The organism is Neisseria sicca 4320 (genome assembly GCF_000193735.1).
GTDB classification, from domain to species: Bacteria; Pseudomonadota; Gammaproteobacteria; order Burkholderiales; family Neisseriaceae; genus Neisseria; species Neisseria sicca_E.
On the sequence record NZ_AEPF01000021.1, the window covers coordinates 1 to 25,273 of the forward strand.

Here is a 25,273-nt window from a genome sequence, read left to right on the forward strand (position 1 = left end):
CTTTCAGACGACCTTTTTATAGTGGATTATATTTAAACCAGTACGGCGTTGCCTCGCCTTGCCGTACTATCTGTACTGTCTGCGGCTTCGTCGCCTTGTCCTGATTTAAATTTAATCCACTATACATTTTGAAAGTCTGTGTAGCGCGCTTACGTCAGTCATACACCCTCCCGAAATCTACGCATCTCCTGCCAAATGCCGCCGTATCAATGCGGCAAACCGACAAAAATACCGGTTCCAAATTTCAAGATTCTGAACAAACGCTGACACACAATTACAGAAAACAGTATAATACACTACTCAAAATGCCTATTCCGATGCCATGACCATCATTCCCAAACGATTATCGCTGCAAGATATCGTCCCGACAGAACCCCCTTTCGAGGGCAATCTTCGGGACTTTTTGCCTTTGCGGCAAATCATGGAAGACGGGGACGAAGAAGCGGTATACCGCATGTGCGGCATGTTGCTTGGCGGCAAGGAAAACCGCAGGGCATTATCAGGCGTAGAATACATCGCATCCGGAGGGTTTCCGGATACGGCATACAGGTTGCTGCATTGGAGCGACCGTTTCGGACTGTCTGCCGACAAACTGCTGGATGCTTACGCAGATTTCGGCGAACGCGGGTTCTTAGCGGCGCAAACCGCGCTGATGCGTTATTACGCAGAACGCAACGACTTGCAATTTCTCTATTGGGCACAATGCGCCGCCCCGCAATCCCCCGAAGCGCAATACCTCATCGCGCGGCAGTATGCCCTGGCGGGTAATTGGGAAAAGGCGTTAAATTGGTACAACCAGGCAGCCTCCCAGGGCTGGGCGCAGGCATGCCTGCAATTAGGGAAATCCTTCCTTTACGGCTGCGGCGTTTCTGCCGACTCCGCGCAGGCAGAAGTCTATTTGGAATATGCCGCCGAACACGGCTGGGTCGAAGCACAAATCCTGCTGGCAGATTTATTGGCGGCAAAAGGAAACCAAGACGCCCTGTCTTGGTACAGTCTTGCCGCCGTTCAGGGCAGCGCGGCGGCGCAAACCGCCTTGGCACGGCAATATCTGACCGGCAAGCTGACCGACCGCGATCCGTTACAGGCGTTCAAATACGCCAGAACTGCCGCAGACAGGCAGTTTCCGGACGCCCTATGCCTGATGGGCGATCTCTGCCGCTACGGACTGGGCATACGCCCCGATTTATCCGTCGCGCAACAATACTACCGCCACGCCGCCGCATTGGGCAGCATGGCCGCAGTACAGAAGCTGCTCAGCGAGGCCGCCCTGCACCAACCCGAACATTACGAAAAGCTCAAATCCGAAGCCTTGCAGCGTCAGGAAACCGAGCAGCTTTGCCGCTCTGCCGCAGCCTGCCTTGACGGCATCGGACAAAAAAAAGACTACGCCCGCGCGCGACGGCTTTATCTAGAAGCCGCCGTCTGCAACCATGCCGATGCAGCAGCCGGTTTGGGCAAAATCTATTATCACGGTCTGGGTATTCCTGCCGATACCGGTTCGGCGGCGTACTGGTTCGGCATAGCGGCGGAACAAAACCATCCTGAAGCGCAATATTATTCGGCATTCCTCCTCTACCACGGACAAGGTACCGCCACGAATGTTCCCGCCGCCTACGATTACCTTCAGGCAGCAGCAGACAACGGATATGGCAACCCGCAGGAACTCAGGGCAATATTGGAGCAATGGCAGTGCGAGCGTTGAAGATATAGTGGATTAAACTTAAATCAGGACAAGTCGACGAAGCCGCAGACAGTACAAATAGTACGGCAAGGCGAGACAACGCCGTACTGGTTTAAGTTTAATCCACTATAAGCCGCCGTTGATTTCCGCCCGACAATAATAAAAGGTCGTCTGAAAAAGTTTTCAGACGACCTTTTGTCATTTGCCGAACTCTTTTAATCGGACAATTCCGCTTTCGATTCTTTATCTGCTTTCGCCGACCAATAAGATGCGAGCAGCGAGCCGGAAATGTTGTGCCACACGCTGAACAGCGCGCTGGGTACAGCGACGACAGGGGCAGCGGCAAAATGCGCGGCCGCCAATGCCGCACCCAATCCGGAATTCTGCATACCGACTTCGATGGCGAGCGTTTTTTGCGCATCATACGGCAGCTTGCAGATTTTGGCTGCGAAAAAGCCGAGCAGGTAGCCGATGGCGTTGTGCAACACCACAACACCGAAAATTAACAGCCCGCTTTCAATGATTTTGCCTTTGCTCGCGCCGACGACCGCACCGATAATCAACACAATGGCAACCACAGAAACCAAAGGCAGGGCAGCGGCAGCGCGTTCTGTCTGTTTGCGGAACACAGTATGTGCAATCACGCCGAGCGCAATGGGCAGCAACACCATTTGAACAATGGAAACAAACATCGCCTGCGCATTGATGTCGAGCATTTCACCTGCCAAAAGCAGGAAAATAGCGGGCGTCAGCAGCGGAGCCAGCAAGGTGGAAGCCGACGTAACTGCAACGGACAAAGCAACGTTGCCGCGCGCCAAAAAAGTCATCACATTGGAAGCCGTACCGCCCGGACAGCAGCCGACCAAAATCACGCCCACAGCAACTTCAGCAGGCAAATTTAACAACTTGACCAAAAAATAGGCAGTCAGTGGCATGATAATGAATTGAGCCGCCACGCCGATAAGGACGGCTTTAGGATGACTGGCGACAATTTTGAAATCTGACGGCGTCAGCGTCAGCCCCATGCCGAACATGATGATGCCCAAAAGCCAAGTGATGTAAGGCAGTACCCACTTGAACAATTCGGGGTCGAAGAAGGCAACGGCGGCGCACAATGCCGCCCAAAATGAGAAGGTTTTGCCGACAAAGTGGCTGATTCGTGCAATAGTGTCCATAAATAGTATGTGCGGTATCGGTTGATAAGGTTATTGATTAGGAGAACAGTGAAATTAAACAACACACAAACATCAAAACTGGTTTGACCGTTGATATTTGTTTCACCCCCACCCGAACGCGAAGCATACACGGCTTTGTAACGGGGTGTAAAGAAAAGGTCGTCTGAAAGCGTTTCAGACGACCTTTAAACCATTCTACTCTCACTCAAACAATCTGCCCTGCGCCAGCAACGCCTTCACGGGTGCGAAATCGCGGCGGTGTTCGGGCAGCACGCCGTATTTTTGCAGGGCGGCGAGATGTTGCGCCGTGCCGTAACCTTTGTGTTTGTCGAAACCGTATTGCGGATAACGTTCCGCCAAAGCATACATCTCGGCATCACGCGCAGTTTTGGCGAGGACGGAGGCGGCGGAGATTTCGATGATTTTGCTGTCGCCCTTGACGACGGCTTCGGCGGAAATGCCCAAATCTTTCGGAACGCGGTTGCCGTCTATCAATACTTTATCCGGCACGACCGCCAAACCCTGGACGGCGCGGGTCATCGCCAGCATGGTGGCGTGCAGGATATTGAGTTCGGCGATTTCTTCGGGCGGCGCGGAGGCGACGCTCCACGAAACGGCTTGTTCTTTGATCAACACCGCCAGAGTATCGCGCTTCTTCTCGTTGAGTTTTTTCGAATCGGTCAAGCCGGGCATGTCGTAACGTTCGGGCAGGATAACGGCGGCGGCAAAGACGCTGCCGACCAGCGGCCCGCGCCCTGCTTCGTCCACGCCTGCGGTAAGGATGAGGGACATAGGGTTTCAATGATACGCTTCGGTTAACGGGAGAAGTCGTCTGAAAAAGTTTTTCAGACGACCTTTTGAATGATATAGCGGGTTCAAATATAGTGGATTAAATTTAAATCAGGACAAGGCGACGAAGCCGCAGACAGTACAGATAGTACGGCAAGGCGAGGCAACGCCGTACTGGTTTAAAGTTAATCCACTATAAAAATAATGTCGGGTTTACTGCCATTATTTTTATCTGTACGGGAGCAGCGACAGTTTTGCAGGGAACCAAAGTCCGCCCTGCCCTATTTTTATGCTGTGAAACGGTTTTCGCGGGCAAAGCCCACGCTACAAAAATGGGCCTGTCAGTTTCGGTCAGGCATTCATGTCCGACAAGCCATATGGCCTATTCACTTAACTTTTGATGCAGTGCCCATCACCCGCCGTCATTCCCGAACAGGCGGGAATCCAGTCCTCAACCATTCAGAACTATTTAAAGATTGTCATCATTTCAAACTTCTAGATTCCCGCCTGTGCGGGAATGACGGCGCGTGGTTTTCTGATTTGAATTTACTGCAAAACCATCAGATTCAGCCCGCAGGTCGGACATGCTCTTTATCAGGCAATAAGTATCAGAGGTCGTCTGAAAGCGTAGCTTCAACGAAGTGAAAACGAGTGCAGCGGGTTTCGCTAAAAGCCTGCTTCGGACAATACGGCTTCAGCCGCCAACGCGTCGGTATCCTTGCGCAGCAGCAAATGCAGTTCGCGAAAATCCTGTTTCAGAGCAGCGGCGGCTTCGGGGTGGTCGTACCAATAAGCAACGGCGGCGGCGAGTTTTTCCGGCTCGGCATCGTGTTGCAAAAGCTCCGGCACGGCAGCTTTGTCCAACAGGATATTGGGCAGGCCGACATGCGGCACTTTGACTTTACGTTTCACATAAAAATAGGTCAGCGGCGAAATTTTGTAGCTGATGACCATCGGTCGTTTGCACAAGGCGACTTCGAGGGTGGCGGTGCCGCTGGTTACCAACACTGCGTCAGCGGCGGTGCAGACGGTATCAGACTGTTTGTCAGTGATGGTAACGGGAATGGCGGAAAATTCGGGCTGCGCCAGAATTTCACCGATGCGCCTGCGGGTGGCGGCGGTGGCGGCGGGGAGCAGGAATTGCGCCTGCGGATAGCGTTTGAGCAGCAATAAGGCCGTCTGAAAAAACAAAGGGGCCATATAATCGATTTCGCTGACACGGCTGCCCGGCAGCAAGGCGAACACGACAGCTTCGTCGGCCACGCCCAACTTGGCGCGCGCGGCGGCACGGTCGTCGTCCAGCGGCATGGTTTGCGCCATCGGATGACCGACAAACTCGGCTTTGCCGCCCGCATCAAAGTAAAGCTGCGGCTCCATCGGAAACAGACACAGCACGCGGTTGACCTGATGCACGATTTTGTTCACCCGTTCGCGCCGCCACGCCCACACCGACGGGCTGACATAATGGACGGTGGGGATGCCCGCCTTTTTGAGTTCTTCCGCCACGCCCAGATTGAAATCGGGCGCATCGATACCGACAAAGACATCAGGTTTGATGCGGATAAGGTCGTTTACCAGCCCTTTGCGGATTTTCAGGATTTCGGGCAGGCGTTTGACCACCTCGGCAAAGCCGCGCACCGCCAGTTTTTCCTGGTCGTACAGGCTCTCAAACCCTTCCGCCTTCATGCGTTCGCCGCCAATGCCGATAAATTTCGCATCGGGGCAGCGTTGTTTGATGGCACGGATAAGGTGCGCACCGAGCAGGTCGCCGGATGCTTCGCCGACGCTGACGGCGATAAGTGGGGAATGGTTCATCATCGTAAAGGAAAATAGATTGAGGTCGTCTGAAAAGGTTTTCAGACGACCTTATGAGATTATTCGGCAGGAATCGGCTCAAATTCGGCAGCGGATTGTGGGAACGGTTCGGCTAAATCGGTTGCCCCGGGCGCATCGCTGTCCACCAGTTCGTCGATGTCGATATTGTCGTCCTCGTCTTGCGGTAATGTTCCGCCGGTTTGGCGGCTGCGTACTTTCATGTAGAGGTCGCGGGTGTAGCTGTATTTGTCGATGGCGGCGTCTTCCAAACCGTCGGTCAGGTCAAGCAGGGCTTCGCGGGTATTGACGATGTTCAAACCGGTGGTGCTCCAGCGGCCTGCGGGGGTGTGGAACACGGCGCTTTTGACGGGATAGACGGTGGTAATGGCGTTGCCTGTGGTGTCGCGCACGGTGGAGGGGCCGAGCAGCGGAACGACGAAGTAGTTGCTGTTTTTCCAGCCCCATGTGGAGAAGGTGTCGCCGAGGGTGTTTTTGTTGTCGGGAACGCCGCCTGCACCTGCGACGTCAATCAAACCGCCGAGTCCGAAGGTGGTGTTGATGCCGACGCGGACGAGGTCTTCGCTGGCGCGTTTGACATCGAGGCGCAGGACGTTGCTGCCGAAGCTGACGACGTCGCGCAGGTTGTTGAAGAAGTTGCTCACGCCGGTGCGGACGGGCTTGGGCGTTATTTTGCGGTAGCCGCGTGCGACGGGTGCGAGGACGTATTGGTCGGCCTTGTCGTTGAATTTGAAGACGGCGCGGTTGTAGCCTTCGTAGGGGTCGGCGGGGTTGGTTTCGGCAAATGCGGGTGTTGAGGCCATGCCGATGAGGAGTAGGAGTGAAGCGGCGGTTTTTTTCATGGGTTTAACCAGTCTTTGATTTCGTAAAGCTCGGACAGGGTGCGCACGGATTCGGGTATGCCTTGCAGGGTGATTTTCCCGTCCGGGCAGCGCAGTGCGTCAAGCAGCAGGGACACGCAGGCGGAATCGGCGCGTCCGACGCCGCTCAAATCGACCGCGCGGGTGTCTTTCAGACGACATTGCTGCCTGAAGCGGGTGAAGGCGTCGGCGGTCAAGGTTTTGACGGTGATGTCGCCGCTGATGTGCAGCGTGCCGTCGCGAAGTTCGGTTTGCATGGCTGTCTTGTCAACTTAATCTTGGATGATAAAACCTGAAGGTTGTGGTGTGCGAAAGCCATGTCGTCTGAAAACGGACGGCATGGCTGGTTTTTGCATTATTTGCTGCCGTTTTTGGCTTTCAGTTCGGCAATCAGTCCGTCTACGCCTTTGGCTTTGATGGTTTCGCCGAATTGGTTGCGGTACACGGTTACCAAGCTCGCGCCTTCGATGGCGACATTGTAGGCACGGTATTTGTTGCCGCTTTGGTAGGTGGTGAAGTCCATGTTGACAGGTTTTTGACCTGGGGGGCTGACTTCGGCGCGGACGATGATTTCTTTGCCGCCTTTATTGACAACGGGGTTGTCTTTGACGTTGACGTTGGCGTTTTTGAATTTCAACATGGTGCCGGAGTAGGTGCGGATCAGCAGGGTTTGAAATTCTTTGGTCAACGCTTGTTTTTGCGCGTCAGACGCGGTACGCCAAGGGTTGCCGACCGCCAGCGCGGTCATGCGTTGGAAATCGAAATAGGGAATCGCATAGGCTTCGGCTTTTTGGCGGGCGGTGTTGGCATCGCCGTTTTTTAAGATGCTCAATACTTGAGTGGCGTTTTGACGGATTTGGTTCACTGCGTCGGCAGGGGCGGCAACCGCCATGCTGATGCTCAAGATGCCGATGCTCAGTGCGCTGATGAAAGAGGTTTTTTTCATGATTAAGTGTCCTAAAAGTATGAATATGATGGTGTACGTTTACTCGGTGGCTTTTGCCGCATCGTCGCCGCTCGCCGCGTTTTTCTCGGCGAAGCTGGTCATGAATTTACCGATCAGGTTTTCCAGAACCATGGCGGAGCTGGTAACGGAAATGGTATCGCCTGCGGCAAGATTATCGGTGTCGCCGCCTTGTTGCAGTCCGATATATTGTTCGCCCAACAGACCGGAGGTCAGGATTTGCGCGGAAACATCGCTGCTGAACTGATATTTGCTGTCTAAATCGAGACGGACTTTCGCCTGATAGGATTTCGGGTCAAGCTCGATAGAGCCGACGCGTCCGACCAATACGCCCGCAGATTTAATCGGCGCGTTTGCCTTCAGGCCGCCAATATCGTTGAAATCGGCATATACGGTATAAGTCTTGCCGGAATTGCCGAACGCAGCGCCGCCCGCAACGCGGAAAGCGAGAAATCCGACCGCTGCCACGCCGAGCAGGACAAACAGTCCGACCCAAAATTCCAATACATTCTTTTTCATTAAAGTTCCTTGAATATCCAATGTTCTTTGTTTCGTTTTCAGACGACCTGTCATTCCGTAAACATCCATGCGGTCAACACAAAGTCAATCGCCAAAATCGTCAGGGCGGACGAAACCACCGTGCGCGTGCTGGCGCGCAAAATGCCTTCCGAGGTCGGGACGCAGTGGAAGCCCTGATGCACGGCAATCAGCGTTACCGCCACGCCGAATGCGGCGGATTTGATCAGACCGTTGATTACATCGTAATGTATCGTGATGTTGTTCTGCATTTGCGACCAGAAAATGCCGCTATCCAAGCCCAGCCAGGTTACGCCGACCAAATACGCGCCGTAAATGCCCGCGACGTTGAAAATCGAAGCCAACAGCGGCATGGAAAACACGCCCGCCCAAAAGCGCGGCGCAACCACGCGGGCGACAGGGTTTACCGCCATCACGTTCATCGCTTCGAGCTGTTCGGTCGTTTTCATCAAACCGATTTCGCTGGTCATCGCACCGCCCGCGCTGCTGGCAAACAGAATCGCCGCCAACACCGGACCCAGTTCGCGCAACAGCGAAGCCGCAACCATATAGCCCAAAATATCGGCGGATTTGAATTTCGACAACTGCGTATAGCCCTGCAAACCCAAAACCATACCGACAAACAGCCCTGAAACGGCAACAATCAACACCGACAGCACACCGGCAAAATACACTTGGCGCACGCTCAGGCGCGGACGGACGAAAGCCGTACCGGATTTCGCCAGAATGTTCAGCAGAAACAGCGTAATACTGCCGAGAGATTGAATAAAGCCGAGGGTTTTCGCCCCGACGGAACGGATAAAATTCATAGGTTTCCATTACGGATTAACGGGTTTCAGACGACCTTTTAGGATGATAGTGATGGGTCGTCTGAAAAATGATTCCGGCTTCAGGCAACAACGGTTCAAACATTTCAGACGACGTCTGCAAACCGAAGTCGTCTGAAAACTACCCAAGCAAATCTTGCTGCAACGACGTTTGCGCCGGATAGCGGTATGCAACAGGGCCGTCTGCCAGCCCGCCGACAAACTGGCGCACCCAAGGCGAATCCAGTTCGCGCATTTCCTGCGGCGAGCCGGAGAACATGATTTCGCCGTGCGCCAAGAAAATCACCTGATCGACGATTTCTAAAGATTTTTCAATGTCATGCGTTACCATAATGCTGGTCGAACGCAAAGCCTTGTTGACGCGGCTGATCAAGTGGGCAATCACGCCCAGGGAAATCGGATCGAGACCGGTAAACGGCTCGTCGTACAACATAATTTCAGGGTCGAGCGCAATCGTGCGGGCAAGCGCGACACGGCGCGACATCCCGCCGGAGAGTTCGGACGGCATCAGGTTTTCCACGCCGCGCAGACCGACCGCGTTCAATTTCAACAAAACCAAATCGCGGATAACCGCTTCCGGCAGGCGCGTCAGTTCGCGCATCGGAAAAGCGATATTGTCGAACACCGACAAATCGGTAAACAGCGCGCCGTGTTGGAACAATACGCCCATGCGGCGGCGGTGTTCATACAATTCGTCAGCCGAAAAGCCCGCCAAATCTCGTCCCTCAATTAAAACCTTACCCGATTGCGGATGAATCTGACCCGTAATCAGCCGCATCAGCGTGGTTTTGCCGCTGCCCGAACCGCCCATCACGGCGGCGAAGTTTCCTTGGGGAATGCTGAAATTGATATTGTTCAGAATCGGACGGTCGCCATACGCAAAGGCAACGTCTTTCATTTCGATGAAGGGTACGGAACTCATGAAGGGGAAGATAAGGCGGGATGTATTTTAATTACTTGCATTGTAAAGCTTATCAAGGTGTCGGGCAATTTTCAGACGACCTTATCAAGAAAACGTCTGTAAAGAAGCGTGAAAATCATGTGTTTGGCAGGAATTTTAAGACCATTGGAATGGTTAAGATTGGAATCTTGCAACCTGCTGTCTTCATTTCAGAACGGGGCGCGTTACAGAACTTAATAATCCTAAACATAACGATTTTCGCCGGCAGGTGAAATTTTAAATTTATGGCAAGATTTTGTAGGCAAAGACACAACATTCTACAAACAAAACTTACATATCGAATAAATTTGTGAAAGCCATCCCATCCAAAACAAACCGACCTGCCTGCAAAACAAAGCTTGTTTCACAGGCAGGCCGGTTATTTACCGCGTCAATTAAGCAGCGATTTTTTCGCACTCTTTGATGCAGGCAAGGCAGGACTCATAGCATTGTTTGCATTCTGCGTGGTGACCTGCGTGTTGTTTGCACGCGGCGGCACATTGTTTGCACGCTTCAACGCAGACTTTTGCTAAAGAAGGGGTCAGCGGAGAGTTTTGGGCGGCAAGGTTTTGCAGCGCGCCGCACAAAGCCAGCATTTGGTTGACACCTGTTGCGCAGTCTTTCATAGAAGTATCGCCTTGGCTCAGCAGTCGGATGCAGTGTGCCAGACAGATTTGACCTGCTTCAACACAGTGGGCAGCCGCTTTTCTGGCGGCTTCATAGGTTTTGGACGCAGCAGCAGGAGCAGCGTGGGAATGGCCTTTATGGCTATGATGTCCGTGAGCACGGGCGAATGAGGCGGCGGCTGCCAAAGAAACGGCTGTACCACCCAAGAATTGACGACGGTTCATACTGTATTTCCTTATATAATCATTAATATGCAGTTAAACATAACGAATCGCTAAAATCGAAGACAGCGGCTCTCTGCGCATCATTGATGTCGTCTGAAATCAGCCGCTTATTCAGATTGTGAGCGGTTACACTAGACTTACCGGCGCAATCCTATCATTCAGCCGTTCGGCAGACAATAAGTCGAAAGTCGAGAATATACTTAATGAAGTATACAAAGGTGAAGCCTCTATATATTCCAAACTATAAAAAAACCTGCCAACGATGTGGCAGGCTTTTTTAACAGAATGAATTATTTGTCCGAATTATTTTGACGACGCAAAATAGCCGGAATTTCAAAATCATCCAAAACAGATTGGTTACTGAAATCTGCGGCAGTCAAATTCATTGAGCGGATACCTCTGTTGGTACGAACTAAGCCATCCACATTACCAGCTTGCGCAGACTGAGCTGCTTCGGCATTTCCACTAACCAATTTTTGTGTACGGACTGCCGCACGCATTTGGTTTTCGCTGCCGTTTTCTTTCAGACCGGTCGCAATAATGGTTACGCGGATAGCGTCTTCGCCCATATTGTCGTCTTCGGCAGTACCGTATTTGCATTCAGCTTCAGGATGTGCATTTTCGTTAACCACTTTCATGATTTCACGATATTCGGACATTTTCAGGCAATCCGGAGCGGTAGTGATATTCACCAATACACCGCGCGCACCATCCAAAGTTACATTATCCAACAACGGGCTGGAAATCGCTTGTTCGGTTGCCAAACGGGCGCGGTCAATGCCTTGAGCAAAACCGGAACCCATCATCGCGATACCTTTGATGCCCATTACGTTTTTAACGTCGGCGAAGTCAAGGTTGATGAAACCGGGACGGGTAACCACTTCGGAAATACCGGCAACGGCATCACGCAGGACGTTGTCCGCCGCGCGGAACGCTTCACGCATAGTGACGTCTTCGCCCAATGCAGTCATCAGTTTGTCGTTCGGGATGATAATCAATGAATCGACCTGACCTTTGAGCTGCTCTAAACCTTCTTGGGCAATGTGCACGCGTTTGCCTTCATAGCCGAACGGACGGGTAACGACCGCAACGGTCAGAATACCCATTTCTTTGGCAATCTCGGCAACCACAGGAGCCGCACCGGTACCGGTACCGCCACCCATACCGGTGGTGATGAACAGCATATTCGCGCCGCGAATAGCATCTTCGATGGCTTCGCGATCTTCTTGTGCCGCAGCACGACCGATTTCAGGATTGGCGCCCGCACCCAAACCACGGGTCAGGTTCGTACCCAATTGGATGCGTTTTGCCGCATTATTTTTACCTAAAGATTGCGCATCAGTATTGGCACTAATAAATTCAACACCTTGGATGATGTTGGCAATCATGTTATTGATAGCGTTGCAACCGCCGCCACCCAAGCCGATTACTTTAATGACCGCAGGGCTTGCGGCTGATTCAGCTACGTCGTAAACAAATTCCATTCAAATGACTCCTGCGGCGCCCTGCATCGAGGACGATCCAAAAATTAGATATTATCCGTATTATATAAGAAGTATTCCGACGCTGGCAAAATACTTCTTATTCATTCACCATTACCGTTATTTTTTTACTACATTTTTTAACGAAAGAACACAAGTTTTTAATTATCGCAATTGGAACTATTCCGACAGCAACTCGTTTCCCTGTAAGCAAAATAACAGTATTAATCAGAAATTGTCTTTAACGAATTTCATCAGTTTTGCCCACAGACTGATTTTTTCAGTCTGATCATGAACCACAATCGCACCGGTCACCGGCGCGCCGTCTTCCTCGCCTCTTGCCGCCTGCAAAAGACCGATAGCGGTTGAGTAGCGCGGATTGCGGATGCGTTCGGATACGCCGCCCATTTCTTGGGGTACGCCGATGCGTGCAGGCAGGCCGAACACTTCTTCGGCAAGTTCAACGATACCGGTCAGCATAGACGCGCCACCAGTCAGAACGATACCTGACGTGAGGACTTCTTCAGGGAAGCCGGAACGGCGCAATTCGTTAAGGGTCAACTCCAAAATTTCTTCAACGCGCGGACCGATGACGCTTGCCAAAACACGGCGGGAAATCTGACGGGGCTGGCGGTCGCCGACGCTGGGGACTTCGACCATTTCGTCTAAGCCTTCCATATCGGGAATCGCGACGCCATAGTGGATTTTGATGTATTCGGCAGCGCTGTGCGGGGTGCGCAGCGCTTGTGCCAAGTCTTTGGTAATTAAATCGCCCGCCACGGGAATAACGGCAGTATGGCGGATAGCGCCGTTGGTATAAACGGCAATATCGGTCGTACCGCCGCCGATGTCGATGACGCACACGCCCAAATCTTTTTCGTCTTCGGTCAAAACAGCCTGACCGCTCGCCAAAGGCTGAAGCATGATTTGGTCCATTTGCAGACCGCAACGATGGATACATTTTTGGATGTTTTGCAGGGCGGTATTGGCACCGGTAATAATATGCACGCGGGTATCGAGACGGACGCCGCTCATACCGATAGGCTCTTTGACACCGGGCTGGTTGTCGATGATGTACTCTTGCACCACGGTATGCAGGATGTTGTGATCCGGCGGGATATTGATAGCTTTGGCGGTTTCGATGGCACGGTCAATGTCGGCTTGCGAAACTTCGCCGTCTTTGATTTTGACAACCCCTTGCGAATTCAAGCTGCGGATATGGTTACCTGCGATACCGGTCGTAACGTGGCTGATTTTAGTATCTGCCATCAATTCCGCTTCATTGACTGCCTGCTGAATGGCTTGGGCTGTCGCGTCGATATTGGTTACCATGCCTGCTTTAAGGCCGCGAGACGGTGCCTGCCCGAGTCCGACGATATGGATTTCGTTGTCTTCTTGTACTTCGCCAATCAGGGCGATGACTTTGGATGTGCCGATATCGAGGGCACTGATATATTTACCTTGTTGTTCCATTATATTTGCTCGTTATTTCGCTGGAGTTATAACTATTTGTCTGTATCGGCAATAGTTTGCTTCACGCCGTTTGCTCGGCTTTAGTCGTCTGAAAGATTTTCAGACGACGTCTCTGATGTGTAACGCACGGAAAATCCGTCTTTATACCGCATATCAACGTAGGATAACCGATTTTGATTTTTACGCAACAGCGTCGGCCAAATTTCGGCGAAAAGCTGTAGGCGTTTGATTTCGTTCTCTCTTCCCAGTCTGACGGTAATCCCATTGTCCAAGACCACTAACCAGGCGGAGCGCGGCGTATAAATCAGTTCTTTAATCGCCAGATTTTGCCGGCGGAGGATGCCGGAAAATTCTTCGTAGTGTTTGACCATGTCCTTGCCTGTACCGGGCTGTCCTTCGAAGACGGGCAGCTTGGCTTTGAGCTTCGCATCAAACACATTGCCTTTGGAGTCGACCAAACCGCCGCTGCGCCAATGGGCGACAGGCACGCGCTCGGTCAAGTGGATTTCGACGGTATCAGGAAAGCGGCGGCGCACCATGGCGTAATCCACCCACGGCAGCTTTTGAAAGGCTGCCTGAGTACCATCCAAATCGGCACGGAAAATATTGCCGCGCGTATGCAGTTGAGCGGCGCGCTGAAGTGCTTTCCCGTCAGAATAGGTCAGCTTGCCCTGTATGGACACTTGTTTGACGGGAAAATGATTGGAGTTGTATAGCCAGGCTATGCAGGTACCGATGAGCAGCAATGCCATCAGCAGCAACAGCCAGCGGGTCAGCCGACCCAGTGCGCTTGCGTCATCCCACATGTGCGGTTTTCAAAATTTCAATGCATAAATCGGCAAAATCCACGCCGGTATGCGCGGCGGATTTCGGTACTAAACTGTGGCTCGTCATGCCGGGCAGCGTGTTGATTTCCAAGAGGTAAAGTTTACCGTCGGTATCTTTGAGGAAGTCGACGCGCACGCAGCCTTCTGCCCCGATTGCCTGCGCCCCGCGGACTGCCAGGGAGCGCATTAGGTTTTCTTCAGTCTCGCTCAAGTCTTCGGACGGACATTGATAAACAGTGTCGTCGCGGTTGTATTTGGCTTCGTAGTCGTAAAACTCGGTAGCGGGGATGATGTGTATGCTGGGCAGGCCTTTGCCGTTCAACACGGGGCAGGAATATTCGCCGCCGCCGATGAACCGTTCGGCAATGATTTCGCCTTGAAGGTGTTTCAATTCTTCGTAAACGCTTTTCAGACGACCTTTTTCTTTCACTTTCACCACGCCGACGCTGCTGCCTTCGGCTGCCGGTTTGACGAACATGGGCAAGCCGAGTTGCTGTTCGACGGCATCGAAATCAGAGTCTTCGTGCAAAACAGCAAACTCGGGAACAGGCAGTCCTAAAGCTTGCCAAATCAGCTTGCAGCGGTATTTGTCCATACCGATGGCGGAAGCGGCGACACCGCTGCCGGTATAAGGAATGCCCAACAATTCTAACGCGCCTTGAACGGCACCGTCTTCGCCGTAAGTACCGTGAAGGATATTGAAGGCAGTTTGGAAACCTTGGGTTTTCAATTCCGCCAAGGGTGTTTCTTTAGGATCGAAAGCGTGCGCGTCTATGCCTCTGCTTTTTAGGGCATTCAAAATAGCAGCGCCTCCATCCAACGAAATTTCGCGCTCGCTGGAAAAGCCGCCCGTCAATACGGCTACTTTGCCAAAACTCTGCATTGTTTTTGTTCTTTCTTGATTGCTTTGTTTATTGATACAGGTCGTCTGAAAACCAATCGCCTTTCAGACGACCTTAATAAATACTAAATACTTGAATTTTGTTTGTCCCACCTGATAAAAAATTACTTCATCGGGCCGCTGTCGCGACATGGCGAGAAGGTTGCGCCTCAGACTTTTTTTGACAACTCCAACATCGCGACAGGCACGCGGTTGATACTGCCTGCACCCATGTTCAACACGACATCGCCGTCCTGTAAAACGTTCAACAGCATTTCGGGCAAGTCGGAAACGTTTTCGCAGTAAATCGGCTCAAGTTTGCCTAATACGCGGATGGCACGGGCAAGGGCGCGGGAGTCGGCGGTGGCAATCGGTTCCTCGCCGGCGGCATAAACTTCGGTCAACACCAGCACGTCAACGGTATTGAGGACTTTGGTGAAGTCTTCAAATAAATCGCGTGTGCGGCTGTAACGGTGCGGCTGGAAGGCAAGCACCAAACGTTTTTCCGGATACGCGCCGCGTGCGGCGGAGAGGGTTGCCGCCATTTCGACGGGATGGTGTCCGTAATCGTCCACCAAAAGCGCGGTTCCGCCGTCGGGCAACTTGATTTCGCCGTATTTTTGGAAACGGCGTCCGACGCCTTCGAAACCGAGCAAGCCGCGCTGAATCGCTTCGACGGATGCGCCGACTTCCAGCGCCACACCGATGGCAGCCAAGGCATTGAGAACGTTATGTCTGCCGGGCATGTTCAACACGACTTCAAACGGCGCTTGTTCAGATCCTTTCATTTGAACATGAACGGTAAACTTCATTTGCGCACCGACGCTTTCGATGTCGGTCGCGTAAATATCTGCGGTATCGTCCAAGCCGTAAGTGGTGTAAGGTTTGCTCACTTTGGGCAAAATCGCGCGGACGTGTTCACTGTCGATACACAAAAAAGCTTTGCCGTAGAAAGGCATACGGTGGATGAAATCGACAAACGCCTGATGCAGTTTTTCGACGCTGTGTCCGTAGGTGTCCATGTGGTCTTCGTCGATATTGGTAACGACGGACATAATCGGAATCAAATGCAGGAAAGACGCATCGGACTCGTCGGCTTCGGCGACGATGTATTCGCCTTTGCCCAAGCGGGCGTTGGTACCCGCGGCATTGAGTTTGCCGCCGATAACGAAAGTGGGGTCGAGACCTGCCGCGCCGAGGATGGAAGCGGTCAGGCTGGTGGTCGTGGTTTTGCCGTGCGTACCGGCGATGGCGATGCCGTCTCGAAACCGCATCAGCTCCGCCAGCATCAGGGCGCGGGGAATGACGGGGATTTGCTGCGCCAGCGCAGCGACGACTTCGGGATTGTCTTTTTTGACGGCGGTAGAGGTAACGACGACATCTGCACCGTTGACGTTTTCGGCGGTATGGCCGGGATAAATTTGGATACCCAAGCTGCTCAAATGCTCGGTAACCGCATTTCTCGCCTGATCCGAACCGGAAACTTTAAAACCCAAATTGTGTAAAACTTCGGCGATACCGCTCATGCCGACGCCGCCGATACCGACAAAATGGATGTTGGTGACTCGATTCTTCATCATGATGTTGCGTTCCGGTGGACTTTCGATGCGTAAAGGCGTTATTTTAAAGGGCTATCCGCTTCTACGCCATAGTTTTCTTGTAAATTAAAGATGTTTCGGCATACAGGATTTCACATTGGTGGCAATATGGGTAAAAATGATGCCGCGCTTAGTGGCAAATCTCTGCTTTTCCGCCTATTTCCAAAATCGATTTCACTCAACGAGACACCGGCAAAAATAAACACAAGGTCGTCTGAAACCGTTTTCAGACGACCTCTCGTTTATCAACTTGACGGCACTTGTATCCTCATCAAGCGCATATCCAGTTTGCGCCGTCCCCACGCGGTCGCATACAAAAGGCGCAAAAGCCACGGATAACGCGGTTTGCAGACGTTGCTCAAGCCGGCTTCTTCGATGATTTCCACACCCGGCATCAGCCGTCGGATGTCGTCCGTTCCGATTATCGCCCAGCGAAATTCGGGCGGTTTGTCCATTCTACCGAGTGCATCGTGGTGTTTGCTTTGTCCGATGTAGGCTTTGGGAATGGTATCGAAAGCAAGTTGGGCGTGCGGCAGGCGGCGGGCAACCTGTTTGAAAAAATCCTGCACTTGCGCCTCTTCAAAATACATCAACACGCCTTCGATCACAAGCAACACGGGTTTGCCATGCGCGGCGACGGTATTCATCCACGCTTCGTCGAACATGGATGCGCCCAGATAATGATTGTCCGATTCGGGCAGCAGCATACGCCGCACTTCAATCACTTCGGGCAAATCCAAATCATACCAAGCGGTAATGCGCGGCTTGCCCAAGCGTTCGTAACGCGCATCCAGCCCCGCGCCGATTTGCACGACGACGGCGTCGGGATGTTCGGCGATAAAGTGCCGGGTCATATCGTCCAACAGCTTCGCCCGCCCGCAACAGCCGACCTGCGATGCTTTGACTTTGGCAAACTTGCTGAAGTCGTAGTCTATCTTGTCCAACATCCGCACAGCCTCGCCATCGCGCAAAAGGGGCTGCGCCCTACCCTGCTCCACCGCCTTTGCCCACAGGGGAATCAGCATGGTACTGGACAGGACAGAAACGGTTTCGGGAGAGATTTTTGCAGACATGGCAGCCTCCGATGAGAGAAATTCCTATTTACATCATACTCCCGCAGAATACGGCTGCCAAGTTGCAAAAAGGTCGTCTGAAACCTGTTTTTGGGTTTTCAGACGACCTCTGTTTCATTCATCACATCATGTCATCATGCCGTACATGCGATCGCGGCTTCCGCTACATCGTCCGCGCTGTGCGGCAGTGCCAATGTGCGGGCGTTTTCCGCCCATTTGAGGCATTTTTCGCGGTTTAAACCGCCTAAGATTTCGGCAAGTTTTTCCGCTGTCAACTGACTTTGCGGCAACAGTAATCCCGCCTCCGCCTGCACCATAAAACGCGCATTGGCGGTTTGGTGGTCATCGACGGCGTAAGGATACGGCACCAGCAGCGCGCCCAGCCCCGCCGCCGTCAACTCGGCAATCGTCAGCGCGCCTGCACGGCAAATCACCAAATCGGCATCGCGGTAGGCGGACACCATGTCGGTAATAAATTCCACGCATTCGGCTTTCACGCCCAGCGCGTCGTAATCCGCCTGCAAGCTGCCCAGTTTGCCCCGACCGGATTGGTGATACATCTGCGGGCGCGCATCGTCGGGCAGCAAAGCCAAAGCCTGCGGAACGGTTTTGTTCAAAACGTCTGCGCCCAAACTGCCGCCGACCACCAAGATTTTCAGACGACCTTCACGCCCTTGGAAGCGTTCGGCAGGCGCGAGCAGGTTGGCAATATCGGCGCGGACGGGGTTGCCGACCAAACCGCCTTCATGGCTGAACGCTTTCGGGAAAGCGTATAACACCCGTTTCGCCCAGCGCGACAGTTGGCGGTTGGACAAACCAGCCACGGCGTTTTGCTCGTGAATCACAATCGGCACGCCGCACAGTTTCGCCGCCAAGCCGCCGGGGAAGGTAACGAAGCCGCCGAAACCGATGACGCATTCGACACGGTGTTTGCGGATAATCCGCTGCGCTTCGCGGACGGTTTTATACAAAGTAAACGGCAGTATCAGCTTGCGTTTGGTGCCGTTGCCGCGCACGCCTTTAATCGCCAGCGTTTCGAGCAGGATGTCGTATTGCGGCACGATGCGCTCTTCCATCGAGCCTTCGCTACCCAGCCAAATCACATGATGACCGCGCGCGCGCAATGAATCCGCCACCGCCAGCGCAGGGAAAATATGGCCGCCGGTGCCGCCCGCCATCAACATGAAAGTTTTACCGCCCATGATTTACTCCACTTGGTAACCGCGCATTTTTTTGCGGTTTTCATAATCGACGCGCAACAATAAGGTAACGCACACCAGCATGACCACAACCGCCGAACCGCCGTAAGACATCAACGGCAACGGCAGCCCCTTGGTCGGCAAAATACCGATGTTGACGCCGATATTGAAAAAACTCTGAATACCTATCCAAACACCGATGCCGTTGGCGACATACGCGCCGAACGTCAAATCCAAATCGCGCGCCTGCCGTCCGATGGAAAAGGCGCGGACGACCAGCCAAACATAGCAAGCAACCAAAATACACATACCCAAAAAGCCGAATTCCTCGCCGATGACGGCAAAGATAAAGTCGGTATGCGCCTCGGGCAGGTAGAAGCGTTTTTCCAAGCTCGCGCCCAAACCCTGACCGAACCATTCGCCGCGCGCAATCGCCATCAGCGAATGCGTCAACTGGTAGCCTTTGCCCAAAGGGTCCGCCCAAGGATTCAAAAACGCCGACACGCGCGCCATACGGTAAGGCGCGAGCATAATCGCCGCCGTCATGAATGAAGCCAGAATCATCCCCATCATGATGAAATACTTGGCAGGGAAACCCGCCAAAAACACCATAGCCATCGTAACGGCGACAATGACGACAAACGAACCGAAGTCGGGCTGGAACATAATCAACACCAGACCCGCGGCAATCAGCCCGCCCGGAAACATAATCTTCTTCACGCGCTGCAACACTTCCGCCTTGCGCGTGAACAGGCTGGACAAATACAAAACGACGGCAAGCTTGAACAACTCAGTCGGCTGGATATTGACCGGTCCCGCGTGAATCCAGCGGGTTGCCCCGTTAATCTCCCGCCCCAAAAACAAAACCAGCAGCAGCAAAAACCCCGAGAAGCCGAAATACCAGGGCATAAGCTTTTTCCAAGTGTTCATGCTGATAAAAGACAGGCCGATACACACAGAACCGCCGACCGCGACAAACAAAGCCTGCTTGCCGACAAAAGAAAACTGCGTACCGCCCTCCGCCGCCGCGTAGGCAATCGAAGCGGAATAAATCATCACCAGGCTGAACACGGTCATCAACACCGTCATCCACAAAAGCGATGTATCGAATTTCTGACCGCTGCGGGAAATCGGGCGGTCGAGAATTTTGGAAAGACTAATCATGAACAAACATCCGTTACGGAACAAACGTTTCAGACGACCTTTTGGATATACGGGTCGTCTGAAAATATCGAAAATCAGAAAACCGTCATTCTAAAGGTTTCTTGGCAAAGCAACAATTCAGATTCTTTAAAGACAGTCGGATTCCGGCGTTCTTTGCGCCCTCCCCTGCTCTTTGATACCGGCAAAAGGTCGTCTGAAAACGTTTTTATGTTTTCAGACGACCTTATATGAATCTTTTCTTCGATCAAACAGACCGCTTTGTATCCAATGCAAATCCTAAACCACCTGCGGTATTTCCGCCCACGGCTGTATCTGTTCCAACTGCGCGGCGAGGCTAAGCAGCGTGTCTTCGCGTCCGTGTGCGGCGGCGAACTGGGTACCGACGGGCAGCCTGTTATGCCGGTAAAGCGGCACGCTCATGGCGGGGTTGCCGCTCATGTTCAGCGGCGATGTATAGCCGACGTATTGCAGCGTCGTGGCGGCTTCTTTTTCTAAAAACGGGTTGTTTTTCAACAGAAAACCCAAGCGCAGCGTGCCGAACAGCAGGCGCATGGCTTTTTGTGCGGCGGGCGGCGGCATCATCTCGCCGATTTTCGGCGTGGTGCGCGGGCAGACGGGCGTCATCAACACGTCGTAGCGTGTGAAAAATGCTTTGGCGGCACGTTCCTGCGCCAGCATCACGTCGCGCGCCCATGCCATTTCGCCCGCACTGATTTGCCGCCCCTGCACAATCATTGCCCACGTTGTCGGCTCAAGCAGGCAGTGCGGCAGTTTTTGTCCGGTTTCGTATTGATATTGGTAGAACAGTTTTGCCGTTTCGCCCATGACGATGATGCGGGCGGCGCGGTTGAGCTGTTCGGGCGGCGCGAAATCGGGCGTGGCTTCTTCCAATTCGTGTCCCGCGTCTTGTATCAGTTTCAAACTATGGGCGAACGCGGCTTCCGTGCCTTCGTCGTTGCCGCCGCCAAACCATGCCTGTTTCCAAAAAGCGATTTTCAGACGACCTGTTTCTTGTTTCAGGCAGTCTGCAAAACCGTTTTCGGGCGGCGGCGGGCAGGCATACAGGGCGCTCTCTTGGGTTTGGGCGGCGATGTCCAGCAAAACCGCGCTGTCACGCACACTGCGGGTCAACACATGGTCGCATACCAAGCCTTGCCACGCCTCCGATGCGTTCGGCGCGTAACTGCTGCGGCCGCGTGTGGGTTTCAGCCCGAACACGCCGCAGTTGTGTGCGGGTACACGGATGGAGCCGCCGCCGTCGCTGCCGTGCGCTGCGGGTACGACGCCCGAAGCCACTGCCGCCGCCGCACCTCCGCTGCTGCCGCCCGCGGTGTAATCCAAATGCCACGGATTGCGCGTGATGCCGTAAATTTCGGTTTCGGTAACGGCATATGCGCCCCATTCGGGCGTGGTGGTTTTGCCGAACACGCGCAGCCCCGCATCGAGATAGGCTTGGGTCAAATCGCTGTTTTGCTTGGCAATGTAATGCTGCATCATGCGCGAACCCGACCATGTCGGCGCGCCTTCCCAATCTGCCAGCAGGTCTTTGAGAAAAACGGCACACCCGCCAGCGGCGTATCGGCATTTTCAGACGATCCCTGCCACGCCGCCGCGCGTTCGCGCAAATCGTGCGCCAACAGATTGAGCTTGGGATTGACTTCGTCCAAGCGGCTTAAAGCAGCTCGCAACACTTCATCTGCGGACACTTCTTTTTTGCGGATCAGCTCTGCCAAACCGACGGCATCGTAACGGATGTAGTCTTGAAAATTCATGGGTTTTCCTTTCGGATTGATGAACACACGTTTTTTCGGTCAGGCATGGCTGCCCGCCGCCTCGCCGTTTGCCCGCATATAACTAAATGACTTTATTTTCGATACGCAACTTACCGGTTGCCGTCATTCCCGCCCCCGCCTACGCGAGGACAGGCTACGACGGGAATCCATTTTTGAAATTCAGAAACTGTTTTCCAAATCAAGACTTTTCAAGTTTTACGATGGATTTCCGCCGTAGCCTGTCCTCGCGTAGGCGGGGGCGGGAATGACGGAATGTGTTGACATACCGGATTTAAAATTAAATATATTGTAATAGGCAAATTTTAAGAAACCGTAACACGTGAAAAAGGAAAGAAACAAGCTTATCGTTGCTGCAAAAAGGTCGTCTGAAACTGCCTTGACGTTTTCAGACGACCTTTGAGGCAATAGTGCTCAAGGTTTACGGTAAAACCAACCCTCTTTTCATGTTTCAGACGACCTCACAAAGCCTTAAACGCTTCGATAAACACTTCCGAACGGTGCGCATAGCCTTTGAACATATCGAAGCTTGCGCAGGCGGGGCTGAGCAGCACGATATCGCCCGCTTCGGCTTGGGCGTATGCCGTCTGAACCGCTTCTTCCAAAGTGGCGCAGTCGGTCATATTCAGACCGCAGCCGTCCAAATCGCGGCGGATTTGCGGCGCATCGACGCCGATCAGGAACATGCCTTTTGCCTTGCCGACAAGCGCGTCGCGCAGGGGCGTGAAGTCCTGTCCTTTGCCCATGCCGCCCAAAATCACGAAAAGCGGATTTTGCAAACCGGCAATCGCGGCGGCAGTCGCGCCGACGTTCGTCCCTTTGCTGTCGTCGATGAATACCACGCCGTTTTTCTCGCCGATTTTTTCCACACGGTGCGGTAGGCCTTGGAAGGCTTTGACGTGTTCGAGCAATGCTTCGCGCGGCAAACCGACGGCTTCGCACAAGGCAACGGCAGCCATCACGTTGGCGGCGTTGTGCAGGCCTTGCAGCGGGATGTCCTGCGTGGCAATCAAATCTTCATTGCCTTGTTTCAGACGGCCTGTCTCGCGCTCCAACCAAAAATCGGCTTCGCGTTCCAACGAAAACCATTTTACCTCGCGCCCGGCGCGTTTCATGGCGCGGCAGAACACGTCGTCTGAATTTAAAACCTGCACGCCATCGCCACGGAAAATCTTGGCTTTGGTATGCGCATAGTCGAGCAAATCGTCGTAGCGGTCGAGATGGTCTTCGGAGATGTTCAGCACCGTCGCCGCGGTCGGGCGCAGGCTTTCGGTGTTTTCCAGTTGAAAACTGGAAAGCTCCAACACCCACACGTCTGCCTTTTTGCCTTCACGCTGCAATTCCGCCTCCAAAACCGGTGTGCCGATATTGCCCGCGATGACGGTATCCAGCCCGCACTTGATGCAGAGATAGCCGACCAGGCTCGTTACCGTGGTTTTGCCGTTGCTGCCGGTAATCGCAATCACCTTGTCGCCGCGACGGTTCACAATGTCCGCCAGCAATTCGATGTCGCCCAACACGCGCCCGCCGTTTTGTTTGAACGCCTCGATATCCGGCTGCCGCTCGCTGATGCCGGGACTGAGCGCCAGAATATCGAAACCGTTGGAGAGCGCATCTTTCAGACGACCCGTGTAAAACACCAGCCCGTCAAACATCTTACCGATTTGCGACACGCACTCCGGTTTCAGCTCCGCATCATAAGCGGCAACCTCCGCACCGTTTTTGCGCAGGTAGGCAATCATGGAAATACCCGTACCGCCGAGTCCGGCGACGAGGATTTTTTTGTTTTGGAAAGTCATTTTGGTTTTGTCCTAAAACAAATCATATTGGGTAGGGGGATGTCCACCCCCTGCTCAAGCCACTTTCAGACGGCATCGCGAGTCGATTAATAACCCGCCTTCAGGCGTTGGTAATTGTCGCAGCCGTTTTGGTCTCCGTTTTGACACGCCTTGCCAAGCCATTCTTGAGCGAGCGCAAGGTCTTGGCGCACGCCGTGCCCTTTGTAATACATTACGCCCAAATTGGATTGGGCTTTGGCTAACCCCTGTGCTGCCGCCTGCCGATACCATTTGACCGCTTCGGCATCGTCTTGGCGCACGCCTTGTCCATTTTCATACATCACGCCCAAATTGAATTGGGCTTGGGCTAACCCCCGATCCGCCGCCTGCCGAAACCATCTGACCGCTTCGGCATCATCCTGGCGCACACCGCGCCCGTCTGCATACATCACGCCCAAATTGTATTGGGCTTCAGTATCTCCCCGTTCTACTGCCTGCCGATACCATCTGACCGCTTGAGCATCTTCCCGGCGCACGCCTTGTCCATTTTCATACATCACACCCAAATTATATTGGGCAGCGACATTTCCTTGCTCCGCAGCTTGAAGCATTTCCTTAAAATACGACACATCATCCGCCCAAACTGCCTGCCCTATGCCCAAAGACAGCAAAGCAAGCATCATTCTTTTCACCCATGTGTTCATATCAAACTTCCCTGATGTATGTTTAATGTCGTAATTCTATCCTGACTGCATTTAAAATGCTATTTTGCCACTTTGCCTGACTGTTACCGGCAGAAATATCGTTATTGGGATTCTCCGCCATTGATTGAGTGCAACGGCTGCAACTTTACAGCAGCAGCCCTTTTATCAAACAGGAAAAACGGAAAGGGATTCGCCTTTTTCAGACGACCTCAAGCCGGGAAGGTTGGGAAATAACCGTCTACGCCGTATTGCTTCAAGACGTTTTTCAGTTCGGGAATGCGGATTGCGGGATCGACCGCCATCGGCGGCATGGGCGGTTCTACGCCTTCTTCGTTTTGGTTGCGCATCCAGTCCGCCATCGCAAAAATGCGGATGAGGACGGGCTCGGCGAGGTCTTTGCCGATTTCCAATTCGTTCATGGCTTGGGCGAAGCAGGCGACCCATTCGTCGCGCACCTGCATATTCACGGCAAAGGGCATATGCCGCGCCCGCAGCATGGGATGGCCGTATTTCTGCTCGAACAAGGGCGGGCCGCCGAGCCAGCCACTGAAAAATTCGTAGAGTTTTTCGCGAATCAGCGTCATGTCTTCGCCGTGCATCTGGCGCAGGGCGCGGTATTGCGGCTCGAGTTCCATCAAGTCGTAAAAGCGGTCGGTCAGGTTGCGTACGCCTGCCGCGCCGCCGAATGCGTGATACATAGTGTTCTTTCTTTAAAGGTCGTCTGAAACGGGGATTTTAATAGACTGAGCCGCCTGCGTCATGCACGAGGTCGTCTGAAAACGCGGCTGGGGCAAAATCAAACCGGCAAACGGGTTTTCAGACGACCCCAAGGGCGTTATGATTCAA

22 protein-coding genes and 3 pseudogenes are annotated in these 25,273 nt (G+C 53.2%); 3 read left to right on the forward strand and 22 right to left on the reverse strand.

Annotation, left to right across the window (positions count from 1 at the left end; genetic code table 11):
• Positions 1-421 precede the first annotated feature (421 nt).
• Complete coding sequence (locus tag NSCA4_RS15910; protein WP_438284937.1) at positions 422-1,705, forward strand: tetratricopeptide repeat protein; 1,284 nt, start codon at positions 422-424, stop codon at positions 1,703-1,705.
• Positions 1,706-1,813: pseudogene (locus tag NSCA4_RS16325) on the forward strand (IS5/IS1182 family transposase); the annotation flags it as partial.
• Between the two features lie 86 nt (positions 1,814-1,899).
• Here NSCA4_RS16325 and NSCA4_RS0101705 read toward each other — a convergent pair.
• Positions 1,900-2,859, reverse strand: coding sequence for a bile acid:sodium symporter family protein (locus NSCA4_RS0101705; protein ID WP_016686534.1), 960 nt, complete (start codon positions 2,857-2,859; stop codon positions 1,900-1,902).
• Between the two features lie 201 nt (positions 2,860-3,060).
• Positions 3,061-3,651, reverse strand: a complete 591-nt coding sequence (gene rnhB / locus NSCA4_RS0101710; protein WP_016686535.1) for a ribonuclease HII — start codon at positions 3,649-3,651, stop codon at positions 3,061-3,063.
• Between the two features lie 85 nt (positions 3,652-3,736).
• On the opposite strand from rnhB, the pseudogene NSCA4_RS14900 reads away from it, so the two are divergent.
• Positions 3,737-3,844 (forward strand): annotated as a pseudogene (locus NSCA4_RS14900) (IS5/IS1182 family transposase); the annotation flags it as partial.
• Between the two features lie 470 nt (positions 3,845-4,314).
• Here NSCA4_RS14900 and lpxB read toward each other — a convergent pair.
• From lpxB to NSCA4_RS0101825, 20 genes and pseudogenes are all read right to left on the reverse strand, one after another.
• Entirely contained in the window at positions 4,315-5,463 is a 1,149-nt protein-coding gene (gene lpxB / locus NSCA4_RS0101715; RefSeq protein ID WP_029609443.1) for a lipid-A-disaccharide synthase, read from the reverse strand.
• Positions 5,464-5,522: 59 nt separating this feature from the next.
• Positions 5,523-6,323: an MlaA family lipoprotein gene (locus NSCA4_RS0101720; protein ID WP_016686537.1), complete on the reverse strand. Its 801-nt coding sequence runs from the start codon at positions 6,321-6,323 to the stop codon at positions 5,523-5,525.
• Positions 6,320-6,598: an STAS domain-containing protein gene (locus NSCA4_RS0101725; protein ID WP_016686538.1), complete on the reverse strand. Its 279-nt coding sequence runs from the start codon at positions 6,596-6,598 to the stop codon at positions 6,320-6,322. The genes NSCA4_RS0101720 and NSCA4_RS0101725 overlap by 4 nt, the downstream gene beginning before the upstream one ends.
• A gap of 98 nt (positions 6,599-6,696) precedes the next feature.
• A complete protein-coding gene (locus NSCA4_RS0101730; RefSeq protein WP_016686539.1) occupies positions 6,697-7,287 on the reverse strand; it encodes an MlaC/ttg2D family ABC transporter substrate-binding protein in 591 nt (196 codons plus the stop codon).
• A gap of 39 nt (positions 7,288-7,326) precedes the next feature.
• The gene (gene mlaD / locus NSCA4_RS0101735) at positions 7,327-7,824 is read right to left on the reverse strand and encodes an outer membrane lipid asymmetry maintenance protein MlaD (RefSeq protein WP_016686540.1); all 498 of its coding nucleotides are present in this window, start codon (positions 7,822-7,824) and stop codon (positions 7,327-7,329) included.
• A 50-nt stretch (positions 7,825-7,874) separates the two neighbouring features.
• Positions 7,875-8,651: a lipid asymmetry maintenance ABC transporter permease subunit MlaE gene (gene mlaE / locus NSCA4_RS0101740; RefSeq protein ID WP_016686541.1), complete on the reverse strand. Its 777-nt coding sequence runs from the start codon at positions 8,649-8,651 to the stop codon at positions 7,875-7,877.
• A gap of 139 nt (positions 8,652-8,790) precedes the next feature.
• Complete coding sequence (locus NSCA4_RS0101750) at positions 8,791-9,591, reverse strand: ABC transporter ATP-binding protein (RefSeq protein ID WP_003779745.1); 801 nt, start codon at positions 9,589-9,591, stop codon at positions 8,791-8,793.
• A 413-nt stretch (positions 9,592-10,004) separates the two neighbouring features.
• Positions 10,005-10,460: a four-helix bundle copper-binding protein gene (locus NSCA4_RS0101760; RefSeq protein ID WP_016686543.1), complete on the reverse strand. Its 456-nt coding sequence runs from the start codon at positions 10,458-10,460 to the stop codon at positions 10,005-10,007.
• A 290-nt stretch (positions 10,461-10,750) separates the two neighbouring features.
• Positions 10,751-11,944, reverse strand: coding sequence for a cell division protein FtsZ (gene ftsZ / locus NSCA4_RS0101765; protein WP_016686544.1), 1,194 nt, complete (start codon positions 11,942-11,944; stop codon positions 10,751-10,753).
• A gap of 225 nt (positions 11,945-12,169) precedes the next feature.
• Positions 12,170-13,414: a cell division protein FtsA gene (ftsA, locus tag NSCA4_RS0101770; RefSeq protein WP_003742837.1), complete on the reverse strand. Its 1,245-nt coding sequence runs from the start codon at positions 13,412-13,414 to the stop codon at positions 12,170-12,172.
• Positions 13,415-13,494: 80 nt separating this feature from the next.
• Positions 13,495-14,220 (reverse strand): cell division protein FtsQ/DivIB, encoded by a 726-nt coding sequence (locus NSCA4_RS0101775; RefSeq protein ID WP_016686545.1) that lies wholly within the window; start codon positions 14,218-14,220, stop codon positions 13,495-13,497.
• Positions 14,210-15,124 carry a D-alanine--D-alanine ligase gene (locus NSCA4_RS0101780; RefSeq protein ID WP_016686546.1) on the reverse strand — a complete coding sequence of 305 codons (915 nt, stop codon included), beginning with the start codon at positions 15,122-15,124 and terminating at the stop codon, positions 14,210-14,212. Before NSCA4_RS0101780 ends, NSCA4_RS0101775 begins: the two co-directional genes overlap by 11 nt.
• Before the next feature lie 167 nt (positions 15,125-15,291).
• Complete coding sequence (gene murC, locus NSCA4_RS0101785) at positions 15,292-16,701, reverse strand: UDP-N-acetylmuramate--L-alanine ligase (protein ID WP_016686547.1); 1,410 nt, start codon at positions 16,699-16,701, stop codon at positions 15,292-15,294.
• Between the two features lie 263 nt (positions 16,702-16,964).
• A complete protein-coding gene (locus tag NSCA4_RS0101790; protein ID WP_016686548.1) occupies positions 16,965-17,792 on the reverse strand; it encodes a class I SAM-dependent methyltransferase in 828 nt (275 codons plus the stop codon).
• Between the two features lie 134 nt (positions 17,793-17,926).
• Positions 17,927-18,994, reverse strand: coding sequence for an undecaprenyldiphospho-muramoylpentapeptide beta-N-acetylglucosaminyltransferase (gene murG, locus NSCA4_RS0101795; RefSeq protein WP_016686549.1), 1,068 nt, complete (start codon positions 18,992-18,994; stop codon positions 17,927-17,929).
• Between the two features lie 3 nt (positions 18,995-18,997).
• Entirely contained in the window at positions 18,998-20,155 is a 1,158-nt protein-coding gene (gene ftsW, locus NSCA4_RS0101800) for a putative lipid II flippase FtsW (RefSeq protein ID WP_016686550.1), read from the reverse strand.
• Positions 20,156-20,431: 276 nt separating this feature from the next.
• Positions 20,432-21,927 (reverse strand): annotated as a pseudogene (locus tag NSCA4_RS12595) (amidase).
• Positions 21,928-22,406: 479 nt separating this feature from the next.
• Entirely contained in the window at positions 22,407-23,744 is a 1,338-nt protein-coding gene (gene murD, locus NSCA4_RS0101815) for a UDP-N-acetylmuramoyl-L-alanine--D-glutamate ligase (protein WP_016686551.1), read from the reverse strand.
• A gap of 86 nt (positions 23,745-23,830) precedes the next feature.
• Complete coding sequence (locus NSCA4_RS0101820; RefSeq protein ID WP_029609445.1) at positions 23,831-24,427, reverse strand: tetratricopeptide repeat protein; 597 nt, start codon at positions 24,425-24,427, stop codon at positions 23,831-23,833.
• A 209-nt stretch (positions 24,428-24,636) separates the two neighbouring features.
• The gene (locus NSCA4_RS0101825; protein ID WP_016686553.1) at positions 24,637-25,125 is read right to left on the reverse strand and encodes a group II truncated hemoglobin; all 489 of its coding nucleotides are present in this window, start codon (positions 25,123-25,125) and stop codon (positions 24,637-24,639) included.
• Positions 25,126-25,273: the final 148 nt, after the last annotated feature.